The following is a 21,673-nucleotide window of genomic DNA, read 5'->3' as shown; positions in this document are numbered from 1 at the left end:
GGAGTCCTACTCGTGCCGGAGGGCGTCGATCGGCCGCAGCGAGGCGGCCCGGTTGGCGGGGTAGCTGCCGAAGAACAGCCCGATGGCGACGGCGATCGCGAACGCGCCGAGCACCGATTCGGGGATCACCACCGGCTCGATGCCGACGATGCTGAAGTGCGAACCGGCGATCCCGGCCGCCACTCCCAATCCCGCGCCGATCACCGACAGCAGCGTCGACTCGGTGAGGAACTGCCCGAGGATCACCGCGCGCGGGGCGCCGAGCGCCTTGCGGATGCCGATCTCCCTGGTCCGCTCGGTGACCGTCACCAGCATGATGTTGGTGATCCCGATCCCACCGACCAGCAGCGAGATCGCCGCCACCGCGCCGAGCAGCACGGTGAAGGTCTTCGTGGTGCTCTCCCGCGCGGTGAGCAGCGAGGCCTGGCTGGTGATCCGGAAGTCCGCCTTGGCCGGGTCGGCGATCGCGTGGGCGCCGAGCAGGACGCGGCTGATCTCGGACTGGGCCGCCGCCGTGCTGTCCGCGGACGCGGCCTGGACCAGGATCTGGTTGACCGGGCCGAAGCCGGTGAACGCGTTCTGCACCGTCGGGAGCGGGGCGACGACCACGTCGTCCGGGTCGGTGAAGCCGCTGCCGCCCTTGGCCTGGAGCACGCCGACCACGGTGAACGGCGTGCCGCCGAGGACGACCACTCGGCCGACCGGGTCCTCGGTGTCGAACAGCTGCCTGGCCGTCGTCGCGCCGAGCACCGCGACCTTGCGCGAGGCGAGCACGTCGTCGTCGGTGAAGTACTCGCCGTGGGCGACCTTCTGGTTGGCGGTCTCGAAGTACGACGGGTAGGTGCCGACGACCGAGCCGGGGTTGTACGAGACGTTCCCGTAGAGCGCCGTCGCGCCGGTGGTGACCACCGGGGCGACGGACCTGATGGCGTCGGCCGAGGAGTCGCTCGCCAGCGCCTTGGCGTCGGCGACCGTGAGCCTCTTCACCGAGGAGGTGGCGCGGGAGCCGCCGCTCGCCGAACCGGCGCTGACCGTCAGCGCGTTGGTGCCGAGCGAGGTGATCGACTCCTTCACCGCCACCGACGAGCCGTTGCCGACCGCCAGCAGCAGGATCACCGAGGCCACGCCGATCAGCACTCCGAGCATGGTGAGCGCCGAGCGCACCTTGTTGGCGGCCAGGCCGCCGGCCGCGAAGCGGAGCGTCTGCCAGAGGATCACGCCGGCACCTCCGCCTCGTGGAGGGCGGGCGGCGGGCCCTCCACCGGGGCCTGCCGGAGGTCGCTGACGATCTGCCCGTCCACCAGCCGCAGCACCCGCTTGGCGTGCCGGGCGACCTCGTCCTCGTGGGTGATCAGCACGACCGTGCGGCCGGTGGCGTTGAGCCCGTCGATCAGGGCCAGCACCTCCTCCGTCGAGCGGCTGTCGAGGTTGCCGGTCGGCTCGTCGGCGAGCAGCATCGCGGGCGCCGTCACCAGCGCCCGCGCCACCGCGACGCGCTGCTGCTGGCCGCCGGAGAGCTCGTTGGGCTTGTGGCCGGCGCGGTCGGCCAGCCCGACGAGCGACAGCGCGGCCATCGCCCGGCGGCGCCGCTCGGCGGTGCGCACGCCCGCGTAGGCGAGCGGCAGCTCGACCTGGGCGAGGGCCGTGGTGCGGGGCACCAGGTTGAAGGACTGGAAGACGAAGCCGATCCTGCGGTTGCGCACCAGCGCGAGCTGCCGCTCGTCCAGGTGGCCGACGTCGGTGCCGTCCAGCAGGTAGCGGCCGGCGGTCGGGACGTCCAGGCAGCCGAGGATGTTCATCAGGGTGGACTTGCCGGAGCCGGAGCTGCCCATCACGGCGACGTAGTCGCCCTGCTCGACGTCCAGGTCGACGCCCAGCGGCTCGCCGCTCGCGGGGTCGGAGGGGCCGCGCAGCGCGTGCACGGTGGCGTCGCCGTGCCCGTACGCCTTGGTGAGCCGGCGGATCCGGATCACCGGGACGGGACGCGCCGGGACGCGCTTGTCGATGACGTGACGCATGACCGGCCTCAGCCCCTGCCGCCGCGGCCGGCCCCGCCACCACCGGCCGCACCGCCGCCGCTGCCACCGCCCGGGAGGACGGCGCCGCCACCGGTGCCGCGGTTGCCGCCGAGGCCCGGGTAGGAGGCGTTCGGGAAGCCGTTCCCGCCGCTGGTCGTGGGGAGTTCGACCTTGTCGCCCTCCTTCAGCCCGGAGACCACCTGAACGGTGCTGTCGCCCTCGACCCCGACGCCGACGGTGACCCGCTCGGAGGCGCCGTCCGGGCGCACCAGGGTCGCGGTGCGCGAGGCGCCGGTGCCGGACAGCGCGGAGGTGGGCAGCGAGAGCGCGTTGTCGGCCTCGCCGGTGATCACCTGGACGGTCGCGCTGAGACCGGTGCGCAGGTTGCCGGTGTCACCGGTGATCTGGAGCGTGGCCGCGTACTGGACGGCGGCGGAGCCCGCGTTGCCGCCGCTGCCACCACTGCCGCTGGGCAGCGAACTGACCGACAGGACGGTGGCGTTGAGCTTGGTGTCGGACTGGGCGTTCAGGGTGACGGTGGCCGCCTCGCCCTTCTTCAGCTTGAGCGAGTCGAGCTCGGAGAAGTTCGCGGTGACCTGCATCCCGGTCGGGTTGGTGAGGACGATGAAGCCGCTCGGGGCGGACGTCGAACTCGCGCCGCTCCCGGACGCCTTGGCGGAGGATGAGGAACCGCTCGCGGTGGCCCCGACGGTGTCGCCGACCTTGCCGGCGACCGAGGCGACGGTGCCGTCCACCGAGGCGGTCAGGGTGGTCCCCGCCAGTGCCGCCTGGGCGTTGGCGAGGTTGGTCTGCGCGGTGGCGACCTGCTGCTGGGCCTGGGCCACGGCCGCGTCGTCGACCTTGGTGGTGGTGATCGTGGTGGTCTGCGGGGCGGGCGTACTGCTCCCGCCCGCCCCGCGACCGCCACCGGCGCTGCCGGCTCCGGCCCCGGAGGTCGCCCCGGAGGTGGCGGCCCCGGGCCCGGAGGTGGTGCCCGGCAGCGGCTCGGTGGTCGTGGTGGTGACCCCGGCCCGGGCCTTGGTGAGGTTGGCCCCGGCGGTGGTGAGCGCCGCCTCGGCCGCGTCCACCTGCTGCCGGGCCGCCGTGGTGTCGACGGTGGCGAGCACCTGGCCCTTCTTCACGGCGTCGCCGACCGCGACCTTGACCTCGGTGAGCCGACCGCCGGTGGTGAAGTCCTGGGCCGCGTCGGTCGGTGAGACCAGGGTGCCGGTTCCGGACACGGTGGCCAGGACGGTGCCCTTGGACACCGTCGCGGTACGGGCCGCGGGCCTGGCGGCGGCCGGGCCGGAGCTGCCGCTGACCGTGGCGTACACCAGGGCGGCCCCGCCCAGCAGGGCCACGCCGAGCGCGGAGTTGACGAGGACGGCGCCTCGCCGCCGTGGGAGCACCTTCATGCCGGACAGCTTCCCGGTGGGCTCTTGCGGAGCCCTGGGCACCGGCTGGGAGAAGACTGACCGGCCGGATCCGGGCATTCCGGACGGATGCCCCGTCCTCCGTCGGCGCCTTGGCCGCTCCGTGGCCGGCCGTTGGCCGAACTCCCAGCGGGCTCCCAGTGATCCACAGCCTTCTGGAAGAACGTGCGAGGAGCCGTGCGGAGGCACAGGGGCGCACCAGCGCGGAACGCCGCAGGGGCGCGCCGGAGATCCGACGCGCCCCTGCGGGCCTCTGCGGGCCTCTGCGGGCCCGGAACGAGAGCCGGAGGAGTCAGAGCGACTTGCGGAAGGCCTCCGCCACCGACAGGAAGATCGTGTTGCCCTCGGCCTCGCCGATCGACACCCGCACGCCCTCCGGGAACGGCCGCACGACCACGCCGGCCTCGGCGCACGCGGCGGCGAACTCCTGCGAGCGCTCGCCCAGCCAGAGCCAGACGAAGTTGGCCTGCGAGTCCGGGATCTCCCAACCCTGGGCGCGCAGCCCGGCCACCACCCGGGTGCGCTCCTCGACCAGCGCCTCCACCCGCACCAGCAGCGCCTCCTCGGCGCGCAGCGAGGCGACGGCGGCGTTCTGGGCGAGCTGGCTCACGCCGAACGGGGTGGCGACCTTGCGCAGCGCGGTGGCCACCGGCTCGTGCGCGACCGCGAAGCCGACCCGCAGGCCCGCCAGGCCGTAGGCCTTGGAGAAGGTGCGCAGCACGCAGACGTTCGGGCGGTCCCGGTAGAGGTCGATGCCGTTGGGCACCTCGGGGTCGCGGATGAACTCGATGTAGGCCTCGTCGACCACGACCAGGACGTCGCCCGGGACGGCGTCCAGGAAGCGCTCCAGCTCGGCGCGGTGGATCACGTTGCCGGTGGGGTTGTTGGGGTTGCAGACGAAGATCAGCCGGGTGTTCGGGGTGATCGCGGCGAGCATCGCGTCCAGGTCGTGGTCGCCGTTCGCCTTGAGCGGCACCGGGACGGGCGTGGCCCCGGCGACCGTGGCGACGATCGGGTACGCCTCGAAGGAGCGCCAGGCGAAGATCACCTCGTCGCCCGGGCCGGCCGTGACGAGCACCAGCGACTGGGCGATGCCGACCGAGCCGGTGCCGGTGGCGATGTGCTCGGCGGGCACCCCGAAGCGCTCGGCGAGCACCGAGGTCAGCTCGGTGACGCCCATGTCGGGGTAGCGGTTGAACGAACCGGCCGCGGCGACCGCCGTCTCCAGCACGCCGGGCAGCGGCGGGTAGGGGTTCTCGTTCGAGGACAGCTTGTAGGCGTCGGCGCCGGCCGGCTTGCCGGGCTTGTACGTGGGGATGCCGTCGAGGGTCGGCCGCAGCCGCGGGCCCTGCGCTGACGTACCACTGCTCACGGTCGTACTCCGTTTCCAGTTGCGGAACTCTCCGGTGCGCTCGCCCGCCACGGACGGGTTCGCCTCCGTGCCCGGGACCTCGTGACGCGCCCGGACCACCCCGGTCGGGTGCCTTGCACGATACCGACCGCCCTCACCCGTAGGAGTGAGATGCCCGGTCGGGTTACAGGCGCAGATCAGCCATTCTGCCCGGTTCCTTTGGCACATGTCAGAGGTAAGAGTGCTGGTTTCAGGCGGGTATCGAAGGAGCGCACCCCGGCTCACTCTTGGAGAAACGTATCTCCGCGGGCTCCCGATGCGCCGGTCACAGACCCTTGTCAGGAGCCATACGATCGGTCCGCCATGACAGCAGCAGCCAACCAGAGCGGTCGGCGTCCCACCACCTCAAGGCGTCTGGAACGGGCCGGCATCCGGGATGTGGCAGCAGCCGCCGGAGTGTCGATCACCACTGTCTCCGACGCGCTGAACGGAAAGGGCCGCCTGCCCGACGAGACCCGCAGCCGGGTGCGCGAGGTCGCCGAGCGCCTCGGCTACCGCCCCTCCGCGGCCGCCCGCACCCTGCGCACCGGACGGTCCGGCCTGATCGGGCTGACCGTCACGACCTACGGTGAAGAGCCGTTCACCTTCACCGAGTTCGCGTACTTCGCCGAGATGGCCCGGGCCGCCACCAGCGCCGCCCTGGGCCGCGGCTACGCGCTGGTGGTGCTGCCCGCCTCCTCCCGCCACGACGTCTGGGGCAACATCGCCCTGGACGGCACCGTGGTGATCGACCCGCCCGACCAGGACCCCCTGGTCAGCGAGCTGTACCGGTCCGGCGTCCCGGTGGTCAGCGACGGCAAGCCCGGCAACTGCCCGGTCACCGCCTGGGTCGACAACGACCACGAGGCCGCCGTACTCGGCATCCTCGACCACCTCTCCGAGGCCGGCGCCCGCCGGATCGGCCTGCTCACCGGCACCAGCACCGACACCTACACCCGGCTCTCCACCGAGGCGTACCTCGGCTGGTGCGCCAAGGTCGGGCAGGAGCCGGTGTACGAGACCTACCCGGCGCACGACCCGGCCGCCGGCGCCGTCGCCGCCGACCGGCTGCTCGCCCGCCCCGACCGGCCGGACGCCGTCTACGGACTGTTCGACCCCAACGGCACCGACCTGCTGGCCGCCGCCCGACGGTACGGCCTGCGGGTGCCGGACGACCTGCTGCTGGTCTGCTGCAGCGAGAGCGACGTCTACGCGGCCACCGAGCCGCCGATCACCACGCTCTCGCTCAAGCCGCGCAAGATCGGCACCACGGTGGTCAACCTGCTCATCGACGCGATCGAGGGCGTGGACTCGGGGACGGGCGTCGACATCGCCCGGCTCTTCCCGCCGCGCTTCCGCACCGCCGGCACCGGGCCGCCGCCGGGCACCCTGATGCCGACCGAGCTGATCGTCCGCGCGTCCTCCCAGCGCCGGAGTCCGCGCACCACCGTCAGCCCGCCCCGGGCCCCGGGCGAGGTGTAGACCACTGCGCCCTCCTGGATCGGGACCGGCCCGGGACGGGCCCGCGGGAAGCGGGCCGAGGGCCGTGCCGAGCAGGCGACCAGAGCTGATGAGACCGTACCGAGCCGGGACAAAACGGACCTTGCGGGACCGCCCGGCTGACGCTCCGGAGGATTGGATACCCACCAGGTGACGACGCCGGGAGAGTGGTCTTCCTATGATGGGCGAATGACACCCGAGGACCGCTTCCCCGGGCCCGAGCACCCCCACTCGGGCCCCCGCCACCAGCCGGACCTCGACGTGCTGCCGTACGGCACCTATTACGAACCCGATCCCGCGACCGGCTACCCCGCCCCGTCCTACGAGGGGGAGACCTACAGCGGCTACGGCGGAGCCCGCTACCTGGAGCAGCACTGGCCCGCCGACGGCCAGGGCCACACCGTGCACGCCCAGGGGGTCGGCCTGGACCACGCCCCGGCCTTCTCGCAGCAGGGACAGGGCGGCTACGAGGAGGGCCCGGGCTACCAGGACCGCGCCGAGTACGAGGACCGCCCGAACTACGAGGCGCAGGAGCAGAACGGCTACGACGGTCCGGAGCAGGGCGGCTACGACGGCCGGGAGCAGGGCGGTTACGAGGGCCCGGAGCAGGGCGGCTACGACGGCTCGGACCAGGGCGGCTACGACGGCCAGGGGCAGAAGGGCTACGAGCCCACCCTGCCCGACCAGCCGTCCCCGGCGCTCCAGCTCGACGGCCGCGACGACCCGCCGACCATCGAGCTCGGCCCGCCGCTGCCCGACCCCGCCGCGCCCACCTACCCGTACCCGGCCCCCGGCCCCGGCGAGCCCCCCGGCCCGGTCTACGTCGTCGGCGACGTGCACGGCTACCTGGACGAGCTGCGCGCCGCGCTGCACGGCCAGGGCCTGATCGACGCCGACGGCCACTGGTCGGCCGGCCGCGCCCGGATCTGGTTCCTCGGCGACTTCACCGACCGCGGCCCCGACGGCATCGGCGTCATCGACCTGGTCATGCAGCTGGCCGCCGAGGCCGCCGCGGCCGGCGGCTACTGCCGCGCCCTGATGGGCAACCACGAACTGCTCTTCCTCGGCGCCGCCAGGTACGGCGACGAGCCCGTCCAGTCCACCGCCGGCACCGCGTCCTTCCTCGCCGCCTGGCGGCTCAACGGCGGCCAGCAGAACGACCTGGACCGGCTGGAGGCGCACCACATCAGCTGGCTCTCCCGGCTGCCCGCCATCGCGCTGGAGGACGGCCACCTGCTGCTGCACTCCGACACCACCGCGTACCTGGAGTACGGCGAGTCCATCCCCGACGTCAACGACGCGGTGCACGGACTGCTCGCCGACGGCAGCGTGGACGAGTGGTGGGACTGCTTCCGCCGCTTCACCAAGCGGTTCGCCTTCCGCGGCGACGCCGGCCCGCTGGCCGTCCACGAGCTGCTGGACACCTACGGCGGCAGCCGGATCGTGCACGGGCACAGCCCCATCCCGTACCTCACCGGCGCGGTGCACAACGACGACGGCCAGCCGCCGCACATCCCCGGGCCGTACGTGTACGCGGACGACCTCGCGGTGGCGATGGACGGCGGCGTCACCATGGAGGGGCGGCTGCTGGTCGCCCGGCTGCCGATCGACTGAGGCCCCCGCAGGCCGCCGACGGATCGTCAACCGACCATCTCCGTAGAACAGTTGTTCCCGGCGCTCGGGTCGTCGCACGCGCGCGTCCCGGGGCGCGAAATTCCGGAAACCGACTGTCAGCCCGGGCGCGCCCGCCCCTACCATGAGGCACACCACACCCGGCCGCCCGTCCGGCGGCCCGCCTCCGCGCCCGTTTCGGCGCCCTGAGGGCCGCGCGCCCCCGGGGCGGAGCGAACGGGGTCCGCACGAACGGGGTCCCCATGTCCAACCCCCCGCCACTGCTCGCCGAGGACCGCCCGGAGTACGAGCGCCTCCTCACGGAAGCCCTGCGCGACCGCACCGTCCTCGCCGCCCTGCGCGCCCCCGGCGCGCTCACTGCCGACCAGCTGCGCGTCCGCGCGCTGCGCGACGCCGACCGCGTCAACGCCGCGGCCGCCACCGAGTACACCCACTACGTCCGGCTGCGCGGGAGCCTGCACAGCACGCCCCCGCCGCCCGGCAGCGAACCCGTCGCGCCCGGGCTGCTCACCCAGCTGCGCTCCGGCAGCGGCGGGGCCGGGCTGTTCCCCGTCCTCACCGTGCTCACCCCGATCCTGGCCTGGGCCGCCGCCCTGTTCCTGCTGCTGATCGGCTACCTGTTGCGCGCCGCCGACCCCGACCCGGCGCTGGCCGGCTCCCTGGTCACGGCCGGCTGGGTGGCGCTCGCCGCCGGGGTCGCCGCGATGGCCATCGGCATCATCGGACTGCTGCTCACCGCCCTGCGCGACGGCCCCGCCCGCGCCCCGGCCGGCACCGACCCGGAGCTCGCCGCCGAACTCGGCGACGCCCACCGCGAGTGGCGCACCGCCCTGCGCGAGCGCGGCCTCGTCCCGTACCTGCTCGACTCGCTGCCGCCGGTGCCCGGCGCGGCGGCCCGACCCGACGCCACCGGCCAGGACGCCCCCGGCCCCGACTTCAGCAGCCCCGGCTACACCTCGCCCGCGTTCACCAGTCCCGGGCCCGACGGGCTCACCGACCCCGAGGGCCGTACCCCGCGACCGGCCGCCTTCACCCCGCCGGACTTCACCGGCCCCGGGTACACGCCGCCCGACTTCACCGGGCCCGACGAGGTGCGCTGAGCCCGGCGCCCCGGGGGCGGCGTTCCCCTCCCGGCGCCCCCGAGACCGGCGCCCCCGCGCGACCGGCGCCCCCCGAGGCCGGCGTTCCGCCTGCTCAGCAGCCGTTTCCGGGGGACATCCCCACCCCCGGTCCGGGTGCCGCCACCATCGCCCCGGACTCCGCCGTCCGCCAGGCTGGACCCCACAAGAGGAGTGCGACCGGGGGAGACCAGCGATGAGCACCGGACCCGTCCGACCGTCCCGCACCGGACCGGCGCTGCCGCTGGTCACCGTCCTGCTGGCGGTCCTGCCGGCGGCCCTGCTGGCGGCCCTGCCGGCAGCGCTGCCGGGGCTGGTTCCCACCGTCGGACCGTCCGGCGCCGCGCCGCTGGACGTCGCCGGCCGCGCACTCGCCCCGCTCCCCTGGTACGAGTCCCCCTGGTTCGAGGCCGTCGCCACCCTGCTCTGCCTGACCGGCTTCGCGGGCTTCGCACTGACCGGCGCGTTCCGCCGCCGGCTTCGCCCGGGTGCCCCGTCCCGGGCAGCCCGCTGGGCCGCCCTCGCCGGGACGGTCGCCGCCCTGGGCGCCCTCGGCTACCTGCTCTTCCTGGTGCTCACCGCCGCGATGTCCCCCGGCCCGGTCCTGTTCGGCCGCCCGGTGGTCTGGCTGGCCGTCCAGCTGCTCGGGCTGTTCGCCCTCGGGGCGGCCGCCGTCGCCGCGGCCGGCGCCCGGCGGGAGCGGGGCGCCCCGGCCGCCGACCGGGTCCGGCTGGGCGCCCTGCTGCTGACCGGGCTGGTGTTCCTGCCCTGGGTCCTGTCCTGGGGGCTGCTGCCCTGACCCCGGCAGTTTCGAACCACCGCCACCGTCTCAGGCCGCACCCACTGTCCCGGCCCCCCGCCGCCGTCTCAGGCCGCCGCCATGGCCGGACGCCCAGCCGTGGACGAAGGCCGGCCGCCCGTCAGCCGCAGCGCCAGCGCCCGCTGGCCACGGGCGATCCACCGCAGCGGCCAACGCAGCAGCAGGTACAGGCACAGGCCCCAGCCCGCCGCGTGCACCGTCCAGACACCGGCCATGGTCGGGCCGCCCCAGGCCTGGTGGTAGTCCGTGCCGAGGTACCAGAGCGGATAACCGAAGTTCCGCACCGAGTTGAACAGCGCGTACCCGACCAGCAGCAGTGCCAGGGCGTCCAGCGGCAGCCCCAGGGCCGCCCGGGCCAGCACCCGGCCGCCGGTCCACCCGTGGCCGCCCGACACCCGTGCCTGCCACCGGGCGGCCTCGGCGGGCCGCCCGGTCAGCACCAGGGCGGCCCCCACCGCGCCGGCCGGCAGTGCCAGGCCGGTACGGAGGGCGGCCGGGACGGACCTGCTGGACTGACGGCGGTTCGCGGGCATCGTGTCGGCTCCTCCGGCCTCGTTCGGTCGATGTCCCCACCGTCCCGTGCCGGGATACGGCCGGTCGTCACACCGGGGAGCCGGATCCGGCGTCATACCCGGGTACGACGCCGACCGCCGCCGGTGCCGACCGCCGGGCGCACCCCCGCTCCCTCGCCCGGGGGAGCGGGTCCGCCCGGATTCGGTCGGAGTGAGGACGCCCCCGCCGGCGTTCTCCGGGAGGGTCGGTACCGGTGGCGGACGGACGGCGTCCGCCCGGGCTGGAGGCGGAGACCATGGGCGCACGGACGATCGCGGCACGACTGCACGGCACCCCCGCACCGGGCGTGCCCCGCTGGGCGGTCCGGACCGGGTACGCGATCACCCTGGCCGTCCTGCCCTCCTGCCTCTGGCGGATCGGCGGCTTCATCCTCGACCTTCCGCTGCTCGAACACGGCCCGACGCCCCCGGACCGGGCCGCCGGCTCGTTCGACGGCGGCTGGGCGTACATCCTCGCGCTGAGCGTGGTCAGCGAGGGGCTGGCCCTGCTCTGCTTCGGCCTGGTCGCCCGCTGGGGCGAGGTCTGGCCGCGCTGGGTCCCCGTCCTCGGCGGCCGTCCGGTCCCGGTGCTCGCCGCCGTGGTCCCCGCCGGACTGGGCTCGGCGGCGCTGATGGTCTTCCCGTACTCGATGGTGATGTTCTCGTTCGGCCTGACCATCCGGGGCGACCGGGACCTGGGGCTGATCACCCACGGCTGGCAGACCGCCGTGTTCTGGGCCAGCTACCTGCCGCTGGCCGCCTGGGGCCCGCTGCTCGCCGCGCTCACCGTGCACTACTACCGCCGGCGCACGGCGGGTCGAGCACGTTGAGCCGTCGCGGTTCGGAAAGCCGGTGGGCAACCGCGGTTCAGGAACGTCGAGCCGGCCCGGTTCAGCAGCCGTCGAGCCGTCGCGGTTCAGAAGCCGGTGGGCAGCCGGGGTTCAGAAGCCGGTGGGCAGCCGGGGCGTGTACGGGGCCTCCAGGGCCGCCGCCTCGGCGCCGGTGAGGCCGAGGCCGAGGGCGGCCGCCGCGTCGTCCAGGTGGCCCGGCCGGGTCGCACCGACGACCGGGGCGGCCACCACCGGGTTGCGCAGCACCCAGGCGAGCGCCACCTGCGCCATCGGCACGCCGCGGGCCTCCGCGACGCGCTGGACGGCGTCCACGATCGGGCGGTCGACGTCCGCGAAGAACCGTCCGGCCACCGGATCCCCGGCCGAGCGGGCGGTGCCCTGCCCGTACGGCCGGGCCAGCCGGCCCGAGGCCAGCGGGCACCAGACCAGGCTGGCCACGCCCCGGGCGGCGAGGAACGGGAACATCTCCCGCTCCTCCTCCCGCTGCACCAGGCTGTACTGGTGCTGCATCGACACGAACCGCGGGCCGCCCGCCACGGCCGCCGCGTGCCGCAGCTCCGCGAACCGCCAGGCCCACATCGAGGAGACCCCGACGTACCGGACCTTCCCGGCCTCGACCACCTCGCGCAGGGCCGCCACCGTCTCCTCGACCGGCGTCGCCGGGTCGAAGCGGTGCAGTTGGAAGAGGTCGACGTGGTCCGTGCCGAGCCGGGCCAGCGAGCCGTCCACCTGCTCCAGGACCGCCCGCCGGGACAGTCCGGAGCCGCCCGGTCCGTCGTGCATCGGCAGGCCCGCCTTGGTCGCCAGGACGACGTCCTCACGCCGGGTGAAGCGCCGCACCGCCCGGCCGACCAGCTCCTCCGAGGCGCCGCCGCCGTACACGTTGGCGGTGTCCCAGAGGGTGATGCCGAGCTCGACCGCCCGCCGGAACACCGGCGCCGCGGCCTCCTCGTCCAGCGCCCACGGGTTGTGTCCGGTGCCGCTGCCGCCGAAGCCCATGCAGCCGAGCGCGATCCGGCTGACCTCCAGGTCGGTGCCGGCCAGCTTCAGGTAGTCCATCGTCCTCCTCCTTCTCCGGGTGCTCCGGCTCCTCCAGGTGGCTCGGTCCGCTGCCCCCGCGCCTACGCCGGGTACGGCGCGGCGGCCCGTGCGGTCTTCAACGCACCTGCCCACCAGGACAGTTGGTCCAGCAGCACCTTGGCGTAGCCGGGCGCCTGCGGGTCGTCCGGGCGGCCGTCCGACCAGGCGGTGAAGTAGTTCGGGAAGGCCAGGCCGTCCCGGACGGTCACCGCGTGCAGCTCGGTCAGCACGTTCTCCAGGTGCAGTACGGCGTGCCGGCCGCCGGCCGCACCGCCGTAGCTGACGAAGGCGACCGGCTTGGCCGTCCACTGGGTGAAGTGCCAGTCGATCGCGGCCTTCAGCGAGGCCGGGTAGCTGTGGTTGTACTCCGGGGTGACGACGACGAAGGCGTCGGCGCCCTCCAGGGCCTCGGTCAGCTTCGCCATCCCGGCCGGACGCGGGTAGTCGTCGCCCGCGAACTTCGGTGAGGCGGCGGGCAGTTCGAGCGGCAGCTCGACCTCGGCGAGGTCCACCACCTCGACCTCGAAGCCCCCGTGCGCGGCGGCCTGCTCGGCCACCCACGAGGACACCACCGGGCCGAACCGGCCCTCCCGGACGCTGCCGAGGATGATCACCAGCTTGTGCTTGTTCGTCTCCATGGCCACCACTCTCTGCCCGCCGCCCACCAGCAACCAGGCCGTGCCCAGGCTGGCCCCCGCAGGGCCACCCTGCGCGCGGTGATCAGCACTACGCTCGTCATATGGGCACACCACTGGGGGACTTCATCCGCGCGAAGCGGGACAGCATCCAGCCCGAGACGCTGGGCCTGCCCGACCACGGCCGCCGCCGCTCACCCGGCCTGCGCCGCGCCGACCTCGCCGTCCGCGCCGGCATCAGCGTCGAGTACCTGACCAGGCTGGAACAGGGCCGCGACCGCAACCCCTCCACCGCCGTGGTCAACGCCCTCGCCGACGCCCTCAGCCTCGGCCCCGCCGAGCGCAACCACCTGCGCTACCTCACCAAGATCGCGGGAGGCGCGTGCGCCGGCCGCACCCGGCCCGCCCCCGCCCCGCGCGAACTGCGCCCCACCGTCCGCGAGACGCTGCGCCTGCTCGAACCGGGCATCGCCGCCGTCACCAACCGTCTCGGCGACGTCCTCGCCCACACCAGCGGCTACGCGACCGTCCTGGGCGCCGCCGGACTGCTCGACAGCCCGGCGCCCAACCTCACCCGCTACGTCTTCACCGACCCGCGCGCCCGCACCCTGTTCGCCGACTGGGACGACGTCGCCGACGAACAGGCCTTCGACATCTGGCTCGGTCCCTCGGTCGAATCCGCCGAGTGGCTCAGCACCGAACTCGCCCCGGTCGCCGGCCCCGAGTTCACCCGCCGGCTCGGCAACCACCTCGTCCCCCGGCGCGGCCCGCTCCGCCTCCGGCACCCGTCCGGCCCCGAACTCCGGCTGCTGCGCGAGACCCTGGACCTCACCGACGACTCCCAGCAGCTCGTCGTCCTGCTCCCCGCCGACGATGAGACGGCCGCCCACCTCGACCATCTGCTCACGCCGGCGCCGGCCCGGCTGCGCGCGATCTCCTGACCGCCGCCTCCGCGACGGGCCGCCCCGGCCGCCCCGTCGGTACCGGTCGTCCGCTCGGCACCGGTTCTATCCGGTTGGCCCCGTCATCCCGCCGGCGCCACGCACGACGGCGCCGCCCCACCGGCCCCCCGCACCCCGGCGGCGTCCGTCGCCGCCTGGACGAAGGCGCGGACCCGGGCGGTGGTGTTGCTTTCCAGCCAGACCGGGCCGCGCTCGATCGGCGGCGCGTCGTGGATCGGCACGTACGCGACGTCCGGGCGCGGGTAGTAGCGGCGGGAGTGCTCGCCGACCGGAAGCACGCCGCGGCCCATCGCGACCAGGCTGAGCATCTCGGAGAAGGTGCTGCCGGACGGCCCCTCGGGCACCGGGCGGCCCGACGGGGTGCGGTCGGGGGTGCGGTCGCGCTTGAAGCTCGCCGAGGTGACGGCCGGGTACTGCACCACCGGGTGGTCGGCGAGCACCTCGAGCGACACCGACGGCTCCGCGGCCAGCGGATGCCCGGCGGCCACCGCCAGGACCCGCTGCTCGGTCATCAGCACCGGCCCGCGGGCCATGCCGTCGAACGGGTAGGAGGCGATCAGGACGTCGATCGAGCCGTCCACCAGGCTCGCCCGGGAGTTGGAGAGCTGCACCTCCCGCACGTCCACCCGGCACTCCGGGTGCCGCTCGCCGAACAGCGCGGCCGCCTTGAGCAGCAGCGGCGCCGTCCACTCCCCGAGGAACGCCACCCGCAGCTCCCCGGTGACACCCCGGCTGGCGTCCTCCGCCCGGCGCAGCGCCTCCGCCATCGCCGCCACCACCGGGACCAGGTCGTCGGCCAACCGCCGTCCCACGGCGGTGAGTCCGACCGACCGGCTGGTGCGGTCGAAGAGCGGCCCGCCGATCCGGCGCTCCAGCTTCTTCACCACCTGGCTGACCCGCCCGGTGGTCAGGTGCAGCCGCTCGGCGGTCCGGCCGAAGTGCAGCTCCTCGGCGAGCGCGAGGAAGACCTCGACCTCCAACCGTTCCAGCATCCCGTCCCGCCCCTAGATCGTTGAATCCGGCTCAACAATCGTACGGTGATCGCGTATTGATCAGGCATCCGGACCAGGGGATCGTTGAACACGTCACCGGCCGAGCGGGAAGCCCGCTCCGCGCCGACCGCCCCGCCACTTCCGGAGAACCCCCCATGACCAGCACCGACCGCCGGATCACCGCCGGACTCTTCGTCTCGCTGGACGGCGTCGTCGAGGCCCCCGAGACCTGGCACTTCCCGTACCTGAACGAGGAGATGGGCGCCGTCGTCGGCGGGATGGCCGCCGCGTCCGACACCCTGCTGCTCGGGCGGCGGACGTACGAGTCCTTCGCGGCCGTCTGGCCGCACCAGACCGGCGAGATGGCGGACGGCCTCAACGCGATCCGCAAGCTGGTCGTCTCCACCACGCTCGACAAGGCGGAGTGGAACAACTCCACCGTCCTCTCCGGGGACGTCGTCGCCGAACTCACCGCGCTCAAGCGCCGTCCGGGCCGCAACATCAACGTCACCGGCAGCATCATGCTCACCCGCACCCTGCTGCGCGCCGGGCTGATCGACGACCTCCACCTGCTCGTCCACCCGATCGTGCTCGGCCAGGGCATCCGCCTGTTCACCGAGCAGGACCGCACGCCGCTGCGGCTCGCCCACTCCGCCACCTTCAGCACCGGCGTCGTCCACCTGCACTACCAGCAGGCCTGACCCCTCCCCGCGCTCCCCCGCCCGTCCCCCGCCCGCCCCGCCGTACCCCAAAGGACCCCGCCATGCGCGTCGTAGCCTTCGACCACCTCGTCCTCAACGTCGCCGACGTCGAGCGCTCGCTGGCCTTCTACACCGGCCTCCTCGGCCTGGCCCCCGTCCGGGTCGACGAGTGGCGGGCCGGCCGGGTGTCGTTCCCCTCCGTCCGCGTCGGCCCCGAGACCATCATCGACCTGGCCAAGGGCCCCCGGCACGAGTCCAACGTCGACCACATCTGCCTCACCGTCGAGCCCCTCGACTGGCAGGAGGTCATCGACGCGGGCACCTTCACCGTCCTCGAAGGCCCCGTCCCCCGCTACGGCGCCCGCGGCACCGCCACCTCCGTCTACGTCCAGGACCCGGACGGCAACACCGTCGAACTCCGCTGGTACCCCCAGGACGCCACCGCCTGACCGGACCCCCGCCCCGGCCCCACGGGGGTGGGCAGGGGCGGGCCCACCAACCCCCGCACACGGCGCCGCCCCGGGAGGCCGCACCTCCCGGGGCGGCGCCGCACAGTGCCGTGCCGGTCAGGGGCGGATCGAGGCGAAGACCTCGACCTCGCACTTCGCCGCACCGCTGCGTCTGATCCTCGCATCGCTGGTGATCAGTGGTACGCCCAGGGCTTCCGCCAGGGCGACGTACTGGGAGTCGTAGGCGCTGAGGTTGGCGTGCAACCTCCTCACCCGGTCCCAGAAGGGCAGCGTCTCCCGTTTGGCGATGGGAAGCAGCCGATATGCGTCTACCGCCCTCTCCACCTCCTTCTCCGTCAGCTTGCCGCCACGCCGCATGCCGAGGAGGGCCGACTGGATCTCGTAGTCGAGGAGGGTGGGAGCGTAGACGTCCCCAGCCCCGGCCAGGCGGTTGCGGATGAGCTCCCCGTCGGAACCGTGGGCCGTGAGAACCAGGACGAGGGCAGAGCAGTCGATGACGATCAACGCCCGGCGCGCCCTTCGTCGATGGCGGCGAGCACGTCGGCAGCGCTGACGTCGGCCGTGGTTTCCCGGTTCAGCCTCGCCATCATCTCCGCCATCGTGGGCTTGGAGGCCTCCCTGGCGATCAGGTCCTGCATGAACGACTGCAGCGACTTGCCGGCCTGAGCTGCGCGGACCTTCAGGGTCTGGATCTGGTCGTCCGGGACGTCCCGGATCGTGAGGACAGTCATGTCTGCATTCTAGCTCCACTATCTGCGGAATGCAGATAGTGGAGCCGCCGGAGGCGGGAGCGACGAAGCGCCGCCCCGGGAAGCGATACTCCCGGGGCGGCGCTCCGGTGCCGGGCTCCGGCGTCAGTCGGCCAGCGGGAGGTAGACCCGGTTGCCCTGGGCCGCGAACTCCTCGGACTTGGCCTGCATGCCGGCCAGCGCCTCGGCGTCGAACTCGGTGTCGACGGCGCTGGAACCGTCGCCGTGCTCGTCCCGGATCTTCTGGCTGATCTTCATCGAGCAGAACTTCGGACCGCACATCGAGCAGAAGTGGGCGGTCTTGGCGGGCTCCGCGGGCAGGGTCTCGTCATGGAAGTCGCGGGCGGTCTCCGGGTCGAGGGCCAGGTTGAACTGGTCCTCCCAGCGGAACTCGAAGCGGGCGTCGGAGAGGGCGTCGTCCCAGGCCTGGGCGCCGGGGTGGCCCTTGGCCAGGTCGGCGGCGTGGGCGGCGATCTTGTAGGTGATCACGCCGGTCTTGACGTCGTCCCGGTTGGGCAGGCCCAGGTGTTCCTTGGGGGTCACGTAGCAGAGCATCGCGGTGCCCCACCAGGCGATCATCGCGGCGCCGATGCCCGAGGTGATGTGGTCGTAGCCGGGGGCGACGTCCGTGGTCAGCGGGCCGAGGGTGTAGAACGGCGCCTCGTCGCAGATCTCCTTCTGGAGATCCATGTTCTCCTTGATCTTGTGCATCGGGACGTGGCCCGGGCCCTCGATCATCACCTGGACGTCCCGCTCGCGGGCGATCCGGCCGAGCTCCCCGAGGGTCTTCAGCTCGGCGAACTGCGCCTCGTCGTTGGCGTCCGCGATCGAGCCCGGGCGCAGCCCGTCCCCGAGCGAGAAGGTGACGTCGTAGGCGGCGAGTATGTCGCAGAGCTCCTCGAAGTTGGTGTAGAGGAAGTTCTCCTGGTGGTGCGCCAGGCACCAGGCCGCCATGATCGAGCCGCCGCGCGAGACGATGCCGGTCTTGCGGCGCGCGGTGAGCGGGACGTAGCGCAGCAGCACGCCGGCGTGGACGGTCATGTAGTCGACGCCCTGCTCGCACTGCTCGATGACGGTGTCCCGGTAGACCTCCCAGCTCAGCTCCTCGGCCTTGCCGTCCACCTTCTCCAGGGCCTGGTAGAGCGGCACGGTGCCGATCGGCACCGGGGAGTTGCGCAGGATCCACTCGCGGGTGGTGTGGATGTTGCGGCCGGTGGAGAGGTCCATGACGGTGTCGGCGCCCCAGCGGGTGGCCCAGGTCATCTTCTCCACCTCCTCCTCGATCGAGGAGGTGACGGCCGAGTTGCCGATGTTGGCGTTGATCTTCACCAGGAAGTTGGTGCCGATGATGGCCGGCTCCACCTCCGGGTGGTTCACGTTGACCGGGATGACGGCCCGGCCGCGCGCCACCTCGGCGCGCACGAACTCCGGCGCGAGGCCCTCCCGCAGCGCCACGAACTCCATCTCCGGCGTCACCACGCCCCGCTTGGCGTAGGCGAGTTGGGTGACGGCGACGCCGTCGCGGCCGCGCAGCGGGCGACGCGGGCGGCCGGGGAAGACGGCGTCCAGGTTGCGCAGGTTCCCGCCGCGCGGCGAGGTGTGCTTGATCCCGTCGTCCTCGGGGCGCGGCTCGCGGCCGTCGTACTCCTCGACGTCGCCGCGCTGGCGGATCCAGGGGTCCCGCAGCGCGGGCAGGCCGCGCCGCACGTCGGGCTCGTAGGACGGGTCGGTGTACGGGCCGGAGGTGTCGTACAGCGGGACGGTCCTGCCGTTGGTGAGCCGCACCTCGCGGTACGGGACGCGCAGGTCGGGGCGCGATCCCTCGCGGTGGGCCTTGCGCCAGGCCGGGGTCGGGTAGCCGGTGCGCTCGCTGCTGGGGGCGCCCTGGGCAGACTGCGGCTGTGCTTCGAACGTGGTCATCTGACCTCTACTCCCTACGCCGGCATTACCCGGTCAGGTTCCTGCGGTCGACGCAGCCGTCGGTCCGTCCGTCGACGTCCCGGTCAGCGCCCTCTCAGCCCGGTGCTCCGAGCTCCCGCGTCGCAGGCGGTGTTGCCTGCACACGACGCCCAACACCGTAGCGAGCGGATCGCCGCAGGTCCAGAGCGCCTCCCGGCCCGCCCGCGCGGCCGCCCCCGGCTCAGTCGCGTGGGCCACCGGAGAACGGCCGAGGCCCGGCGCCCCTCGTGGGAGGGGACCGGGCCTCAGGGCGGCGTTGCGGGGTGGCGGGTCAGCTCCTGGCGGCCTTCTTCACCAGGACCACCACGGCGGCCGCGATGCCGACCACCACCAGCAGCTTGATCACGATCGAGAGCAGTGCGCCGACGACGCCGAACACGAACGCGACGACGTTCCAGGCCAGTACCAGGACCAGCACCGGGATGACGATGTTGCGCACCCAGGAGGGCAGCGACTTCCAGAGCTCAGCCATGTCGGTTCCTCTTCTCCCCTCGGGTCGGCCGCCGTCCGGTGCCGCATCCCGCTTGCTTTCGGTACTTCGATCGTACGGGGGCGCGAGTGCCGGAACGAGGCCCGGCGGCCCGGAGAGAACCCCGAGATCACCCCTACCCCGACCCCCCGGGTGACCCCGGAGAACTCGTCCGGCGGAGCACAACCTCCGGCGTTCCGGAGCGACCAACTGGTGCCGGGAGCAAGGCCGGTCGGCGAACGGCTCAGACCGGCCAGCGCTCGCCGCGCCAGGCGGCGTCCCAGAACATCCACTCGTAGCGCGAGGTGGTCACGAAGTGCTCGACCACCCTGCGGCGTTCGGCCGCGGAGAGCTCCTCGCCCAGCCGGTCGGCGAGCGCCAGCACCCGGCGGACGACCGACTGGAAGGCCTCGTCGCCGTAGGTGGAGATCCACTTGGCGTAGAGCGGGTCGGGCGAGCCCTGGGCGAGCAGCGCCTCGCCGACCCGGGCGTAGATCCAGTAGCAGGGCAGCACCGCGCCGACCGCCTCGGCGAAGGAGCCCCCGTAGACGGTGGCCAGCAGGTAGCTGGTGTACGCCCGGGTGGTGGGCAGCACCGGCTCGGCCGCGGCCTGCTCGGCGCTGCCGCCGAAGGCGGTCAGGAACTCGGCGTGCATGCCCTGCTCGGCGGCCAGCGCGCCGACCGCGTCGTCGGCGAAGGCCCGGACGTCCTCCTCGCCGGGCGCCTTGGCGGCGCAGACGGCGAGCGCGCGGGCGTAGTCGCGCAGGTAGTGAGAGTCCTGGACGACGAAGTGGCGGAAGGCCTCGCGCGGCAGGGTGCCGTCGGTGAGCCCGGCCAGGAAGGGGTGGGCGAGGATCTCGGCGTACACCGGCTCGATGGCCGCCCAGAGTTCTTCGGTCAGCGTCTTGGTGCTCATGACGCGACCCTAACCGGCGGGCCGCACGCGTCCTCCGACGCCCGGGCGTTCAGTCCTCCGGAGGGGAGAACACCACCAGTACCCGCAGTTCCTCGGTGACGTGGTGGAACCGGTGCGGGGTGCCGGCCGGCACGTACACCACCGTGCCGCGCCCGACCGTCGCGGTCTCGGCGCCGACGGTGAGTTCGGCCCGGCCGCTGATCACCTGGTAGATCTCGTCCTGGTCGTGCGGGGTCTGGGTGTCGGTGTCGCCGGGGGCCAGCGCGTACAGCCCGGCGGACATCCGCGGTTCGCGCAGGAACCGCAGGTACGCGCCGTCGTTGGCCGCCCGTTCGGCGTCCAGTTCGTCCAGCCGGAAGAGCTTCACCGCCGCCGTCCTCCCTCGTTCGCGGACCGGTCCGTCCACCTCCCGGACCAGGGCCATTCAACACCGACCCGCCGTGTGGTGGTTCCGCCGGGACGGGGGTTCCTGCCAGGCTTGGGCGGCATGAAGGGTTTCGTCATCAAGACACTGATCAACGCGGCGGCCATCTGGGTCGCCGCCTGGATCGTCAGCGGCATCCAACTCGCCCAGGGGAACGCGGACTGGCAGCACAAGGCGCTCACGGTGCTCGGCGTCGCCGTGGTCTTCGGCGTCGTGAACTGGCTGATCAAGCCGGTGGTCAAGCTGTTCTCGTTCCCGCTGTTCATCCTCACGCTGGGCCTGATCACCTTCGTGATCAACGCCCTGATGCTCCTGCTCACCTCCTGGGCCGCCGGGAAGCTGAGCCTGGACTTCCACGTGACCAACTTCGTCTCGGCGCTGGTCGGTTCACTGATCATCAGCCTGGTGTCGTGGGGCCTGCACCTGGCCCTGGACGACGACTGAGCGGTGTCGTGCGGACGGCCGGAAGGGGCCCGCGCCCGGGTGTTCCACCGGGTGCGGGCCCCTTCCTCGTGCCTGCGTCGCCTGCCGGACCGCTCACCCCGCGTTCTCACGCCCCTTGAGCAGGTCGGCGAGCTGGGCGTCGATGTCCTGCCCGGTGAACTCCTCGCCCATCGGCACCAGCCGGTCGGTGCGCGCCAGGAAGGCGATCAGCGGCGCGGAGGAGGCGCACAGCAGGGCGTCGCCGTCGGGGGAGCGCAGCACGATGCGGACCTCCGAGAGCTCCTCGCCGACCGGGCGGATGTGCACGTCGCCCTCGCCCGCGGGCCCGCTGATCCCGTCGAGCAGCAGCTCCCGCGCGAAGTACCAGGTGACCGGGGCGTCGCCGGGCAGGTGGAAGGTGAGCCGGACGGCGTACGGGTCGTCCGCGTCGTACCCCAGGTCCACCAGGAGGCGGAAGGAGAGCTCGTGCGAGACCACGAGGTTCATCACCAGGTGGCCCTGGACTGTGCTGTGCTGCATGGCGCCAGTACCTCTCGTTCAGCCCGCGCCGTCGGTTCGT

The 21,673-nt window shown here is 73.4% G+C and carries 24 protein-coding genes and 1 riboswitch; of the genes, 9 read left to right on the top strand and 15 right to left on the bottom strand.

From position 1 onward, the window contains the following. Positions 1-6: 6 nt before the first annotated feature. From ACIQI7_RS08110 to hisC, 4 genes are all read right to left on the bottom strand, one after another. Positions 7-1,218 carry an ABC transporter permease gene (locus ACIQI7_RS08110; protein WP_401106224.1) on the bottom strand — a complete coding sequence of 404 codons (1,212 nt, stop codon included), beginning with the start codon at positions 1,216-1,218 and terminating at the stop codon, positions 7-9. Then, positions 1,215-2,018 carry an ABC transporter ATP-binding protein gene (locus tag ACIQI7_RS08105; protein ID WP_401106221.1) on the bottom strand — a complete coding sequence of 268 codons (804 nt, stop codon included), beginning with the start codon at positions 2,016-2,018 and terminating at the stop codon, positions 1,215-1,217. The genes ACIQI7_RS08110 and ACIQI7_RS08105 overlap by 4 nt, the downstream gene beginning before the upstream one ends. An 8-nt stretch (positions 2,019-2,026) precedes the next feature. Next, positions 2,027-3,433 carry an efflux RND transporter periplasmic adaptor subunit gene (locus ACIQI7_RS08100; RefSeq protein WP_401106218.1) on the bottom strand — a complete coding sequence of 469 codons (1,407 nt, stop codon included), beginning with the start codon at positions 3,431-3,433 and terminating at the stop codon, positions 2,027-2,029. A gap of 310 nt (positions 3,434-3,743) precedes the next feature. Continuing rightward, the gene (hisC, locus tag ACIQI7_RS08095; protein WP_401106216.1) at positions 3,744-4,823 is read right to left on the bottom strand and encodes a histidinol-phosphate transaminase; all 1,080 of its coding nucleotides are present in this window, start codon (positions 4,821-4,823) and stop codon (positions 3,744-3,746) included. 342 nt (positions 4,824-5,165) lie between these two features. On the opposite strand from hisC, the gene ACIQI7_RS08090 reads away from it, so the two are divergent. The 4 genes from ACIQI7_RS08090 to ACIQI7_RS08075 all read left to right on the top strand — a co-directional run bounded on the left by ACIQI7_RS08090 (position 5,166) and on the right by ACIQI7_RS08075 (position 9,890). Beyond that, positions 5,166-6,323 (top strand): LacI family DNA-binding transcriptional regulator, encoded by a 1,158-nt coding sequence (locus ACIQI7_RS08090; protein WP_387759635.1) that lies wholly within the window; start codon positions 5,166-5,168, stop codon positions 6,321-6,323. Between the two features lie 207 nt (positions 6,324-6,530). After that, positions 6,531-7,955: a metallophosphoesterase gene (locus ACIQI7_RS08085; RefSeq protein WP_401106214.1), complete on the top strand. Its 1,425-nt coding sequence runs from the start codon at positions 6,531-6,533 to the stop codon at positions 7,953-7,955. A 260-nt stretch (positions 7,956-8,215) separates the two neighbouring features. Further along, positions 8,216-9,073, top strand: a complete 858-nt coding sequence (locus ACIQI7_RS08080; RefSeq protein ID WP_401106212.1) for a hypothetical protein — start codon at positions 8,216-8,218, stop codon at positions 9,071-9,073. Positions 9,074-9,287: 214 nt separating this feature from the next. Further along, complete coding sequence (locus ACIQI7_RS08075; RefSeq protein ID WP_401106209.1) at positions 9,288-9,890, top strand: hypothetical protein; 603 nt, start codon at positions 9,288-9,290, stop codon at positions 9,888-9,890. Between the two features lie 68 nt (positions 9,891-9,958). Here ACIQI7_RS08075 and ACIQI7_RS08070 read toward each other — a convergent pair whose 3' ends face one another. After that, positions 9,959-10,444 (bottom strand): hypothetical protein, encoded by a 486-nt coding sequence (locus ACIQI7_RS08070; RefSeq protein ID WP_401106208.1) that lies wholly within the window; start codon positions 10,442-10,444, stop codon positions 9,959-9,961. Between the two features lie 275 nt (positions 10,445-10,719). On the opposite strand from ACIQI7_RS08070, the gene ACIQI7_RS08065 reads away from it, so the two are divergent. Then, on the top strand, positions 10,720-11,292 hold the full coding sequence (locus ACIQI7_RS08065; RefSeq protein ID WP_401106205.1) for a hypothetical protein: 573 nt from the start codon (positions 10,720-10,722) through the stop codon (positions 11,290-11,292). 111 nt (positions 11,293-11,403) lie between these two features. Here the strand turns inward: ACIQI7_RS08065 and ACIQI7_RS08060 are convergent, their stop codons facing one another. Both ACIQI7_RS08060 and ACIQI7_RS08055 read right to left on the bottom strand, forming a co-directional pair. Continuing rightward, the gene (locus tag ACIQI7_RS08060; RefSeq protein WP_401106203.1) at positions 11,404-12,372 is read right to left on the bottom strand and encodes an aldo/keto reductase; all 969 of its coding nucleotides are present in this window, start codon (positions 12,370-12,372) and stop codon (positions 11,404-11,406) included. A gap of 62 nt (positions 12,373-12,434) precedes the next feature. Beyond that, positions 12,435-13,031 (bottom strand): NADPH-dependent FMN reductase, encoded by a 597-nt coding sequence (locus ACIQI7_RS08055; protein ID WP_401106200.1) that lies wholly within the window; start codon positions 13,029-13,031, stop codon positions 12,435-12,437. A gap of 101 nt (positions 13,032-13,132) precedes the next feature. On the opposite strand from ACIQI7_RS08055, the gene ACIQI7_RS08050 reads away from it, so the two are divergent. Beyond that, positions 13,133-13,969, top strand: a complete 837-nt coding sequence (locus tag ACIQI7_RS08050; protein WP_401106198.1) for a helix-turn-helix transcriptional regulator — start codon at positions 13,133-13,135, stop codon at positions 13,967-13,969. 83 nt (positions 13,970-14,052) lie between these two features. On the opposite strand, the gene ACIQI7_RS08045 is transcribed toward ACIQI7_RS08050, so the two are convergent. Then, positions 14,053-14,982 carry a LysR family transcriptional regulator gene (locus ACIQI7_RS08045; protein WP_401106196.1) on the bottom strand — a complete coding sequence of 310 codons (930 nt, stop codon included), beginning with the start codon at positions 14,980-14,982 and terminating at the stop codon, positions 14,053-14,055. A gap of 155 nt (positions 14,983-15,137) precedes the next feature. Here ACIQI7_RS08045 and ACIQI7_RS08040 point away from each other — a divergent pair, with 155 nt between their 5' ends. Together ACIQI7_RS08040 and ACIQI7_RS08035 are read left to right on the top strand one after the other, a co-directional pair. Beyond that, entirely contained in the window at positions 15,138-15,683 is a 546-nt protein-coding gene (locus ACIQI7_RS08040; RefSeq protein ID WP_401106195.1) for a dihydrofolate reductase family protein, read from the top strand. A 62-nt stretch (positions 15,684-15,745) separates the two neighbouring features. Next, complete coding sequence (locus ACIQI7_RS08035) at positions 15,746-16,132, top strand: VOC family protein (protein WP_401106193.1); 387 nt, start codon at positions 15,746-15,748, stop codon at positions 16,130-16,132. A gap of 117 nt (positions 16,133-16,249) precedes the next feature. Here ACIQI7_RS08035 and ACIQI7_RS08030 read toward each other — a convergent pair whose 3' ends face one another. From ACIQI7_RS08030 to ACIQI7_RS08005, 6 genes are all read right to left on the bottom strand, one after another. Continuing rightward, a complete protein-coding gene (locus ACIQI7_RS08030) occupies positions 16,250-16,657 on the bottom strand; it encodes a type II toxin-antitoxin system VapC family toxin (protein WP_401106191.1) in 408 nt (135 codons plus the stop codon). After that, positions 16,654-16,884, bottom strand: a complete 231-nt coding sequence (locus tag ACIQI7_RS08025; RefSeq protein ID WP_401106189.1) for a FitA-like ribbon-helix-helix domain-containing protein — start codon at positions 16,882-16,884, stop codon at positions 16,654-16,656. Before ACIQI7_RS08025 ends, ACIQI7_RS08030 begins: the two co-directional genes overlap by 4 nt. A gap of 123 nt (positions 16,885-17,007) precedes the next feature. After that, complete coding sequence (gene thiC / locus ACIQI7_RS08020) at positions 17,008-18,822, bottom strand: phosphomethylpyrimidine synthase ThiC (RefSeq protein ID WP_401106187.1); 1,815 nt, start codon at positions 18,820-18,822, stop codon at positions 17,008-17,010. Further along, a riboswitch (TPP riboswitch) is annotated at positions 18,817-18,951 on the bottom strand. Its footprint overlaps the gene before it by 6 nt. A 181-nt stretch (positions 18,952-19,132) precedes the next feature. Next, positions 19,133-19,333: a DUF5326 family protein gene (locus ACIQI7_RS08015; RefSeq protein WP_387759609.1), complete on the bottom strand. Its 201-nt coding sequence runs from the start codon at positions 19,331-19,333 to the stop codon at positions 19,133-19,135. A gap of 241 nt (positions 19,334-19,574) precedes the next feature. After that, entirely contained in the window at positions 19,575-20,246 is a 672-nt protein-coding gene (gene tenA / locus ACIQI7_RS08010; RefSeq protein WP_401106184.1) for a thiaminase II, read from the bottom strand. Positions 20,247-20,295: 49 nt separating this feature from the next. Beyond that, positions 20,296-20,613, bottom strand: coding sequence for a cupin domain-containing protein (locus ACIQI7_RS08005; protein WP_401106182.1), 318 nt, complete (start codon positions 20,611-20,613; stop codon positions 20,296-20,298). A gap of 120 nt (positions 20,614-20,733) precedes the next feature. Here ACIQI7_RS08005 and ACIQI7_RS08000 point away from each other — a divergent pair, with 120 nt between their 5' ends. Beyond that, a complete protein-coding gene (locus ACIQI7_RS08000; RefSeq protein ID WP_401106180.1) occupies positions 20,734-21,114 on the top strand; it encodes a phage holin family protein in 381 nt (126 codons plus the stop codon). A gap of 93 nt (positions 21,115-21,207) precedes the next feature. On the opposite strand, the gene ACIQI7_RS07995 is transcribed toward ACIQI7_RS08000, so the two are convergent. Continuing rightward, positions 21,208-21,633, bottom strand: a complete 426-nt coding sequence (locus tag ACIQI7_RS07995; RefSeq protein WP_401106178.1) for an SsgA family sporulation/cell division regulator — start codon at positions 21,631-21,633, stop codon at positions 21,208-21,210. Positions 21,634-21,673 lie beyond the last annotated feature (40 nt).

Source organism: Kitasatospora sp. NPDC092039 (assembly GCF_044756065.1).
Taxonomy (GTDB): domain Bacteria; phylum Actinomycetota; class Actinomycetes; order Streptomycetales; family Streptomycetaceae; genus Kitasatospora.
This window is presented reverse-complemented; position numbering and strand designations above follow the sequence as displayed.

Excerpts from the sequence above, each read along its gene's own strand:
- ACIQI7_RS08060 (WP_401106203.1), bottom strand. The coding sequence starts at position 12,372 with ATGGACTACCTGAAGCTGGCCGGCACCGACCTGGAGGTCAGCCGGATC.
- ACIQI7_RS08100 (WP_401106218.1), bottom strand. The coding sequence starts at position 3,433 with ATGAAGGTGCTCCCACGGCGGCGAGGCGCCGTCCTCGTCAACTCCGCG.
- ACIQI7_RS08040 (WP_401106195.1), top strand. The coding sequence starts at position 15,138 with ATGACCAGCACCGACCGCCGGATCACCGCCGGACTCTTCGTCTCGCTG.
- ACIQI7_RS08090 (WP_387759635.1), top strand. The coding sequence starts at position 5,166 with ATGACAGCAGCAGCCAACCAGAGCGGTCGGCGTCCCACCACCTCAAGG.
- ACIQI7_RS08015 (WP_387759609.1), bottom strand. The coding sequence starts at position 19,333 with ATGGCTGAGCTCTGGAAGTCGCTGCCCTCCTGGGTGCGCAACATCGTC.
- ACIQI7_RS08025 (WP_401106189.1), bottom strand. The coding sequence starts at position 16,884 with ATGACTGTCCTCACGATCCGGGACGTCCCGGACGACCAGATCCAGACC.
- ACIQI7_RS08080 (WP_401106212.1), top strand. The coding sequence starts at position 8,216 with ATGTCCAACCCCCCGCCACTGCTCGCCGAGGACCGCCCGGAGTACGAG.
- ACIQI7_RS08055 (WP_401106200.1), bottom strand. The coding sequence starts at position 13,031 with ATGGAGACGAACAAGCACAAGCTGGTGATCATCCTCGGCAGCGTCCGG.
- ACIQI7_RS08105 (WP_401106221.1), bottom strand. The coding sequence starts at position 2,018 with ATGCGTCACGTCATCGACAAGCGCGTCCCGGCGCGTCCCGTCCCGGTG.
- ACIQI7_RS08085 (WP_401106214.1), top strand. The coding sequence starts at position 6,531 with ATGACACCCGAGGACCGCTTCCCCGGGCCCGAGCACCCCCACTCGGGC.
- ACIQI7_RS08070 (WP_401106208.1), bottom strand. The coding sequence starts at position 10,444 with ATGCCCGCGAACCGCCGTCAGTCCAGCAGGTCCGTCCCGGCCGCCCTC.
- ACIQI7_RS07995 (WP_401106178.1), bottom strand. The coding sequence starts at position 21,633 with ATGCAGCACAGCACAGTCCAGGGCCACCTGGTGATGAACCTCGTGGTC.
- ACIQI7_RS08050 (WP_401106198.1), top strand. The coding sequence starts at position 13,133 with ATGGGCACACCACTGGGGGACTTCATCCGCGCGAAGCGGGACAGCATC.
- ACIQI7_RS08035 (WP_401106193.1), top strand. The coding sequence starts at position 15,746 with ATGCGCGTCGTAGCCTTCGACCACCTCGTCCTCAACGTCGCCGACGTC.
- ACIQI7_RS08000 (WP_401106180.1), top strand. The coding sequence starts at position 20,734 with ATGAAGGGTTTCGTCATCAAGACACTGATCAACGCGGCGGCCATCTGG.
- ACIQI7_RS08045 (WP_401106196.1), bottom strand. The coding sequence starts at position 14,982 with ATGCTGGAACGGTTGGAGGTCGAGGTCTTCCTCGCGCTCGCCGAGGAG.
- thiC (WP_401106187.1), bottom strand. The coding sequence starts at position 18,822 with ATGACCACGTTCGAAGCACAGCCGCAGTCTGCCCAGGGCGCCCCCAGC.
- ACIQI7_RS08075 (WP_401106209.1), top strand. The coding sequence starts at position 9,288 with ATGAGCACCGGACCCGTCCGACCGTCCCGCACCGGACCGGCGCTGCCG.
- tenA (WP_401106184.1), bottom strand. The coding sequence starts at position 20,246 with ATGAGCACCAAGACGCTGACCGAAGAACTCTGGGCGGCCATCGAGCCG.
- ACIQI7_RS08065 (WP_401106205.1), top strand. The coding sequence starts at position 10,720 with ATGGGCGCACGGACGATCGCGGCACGACTGCACGGCACCCCCGCACCG.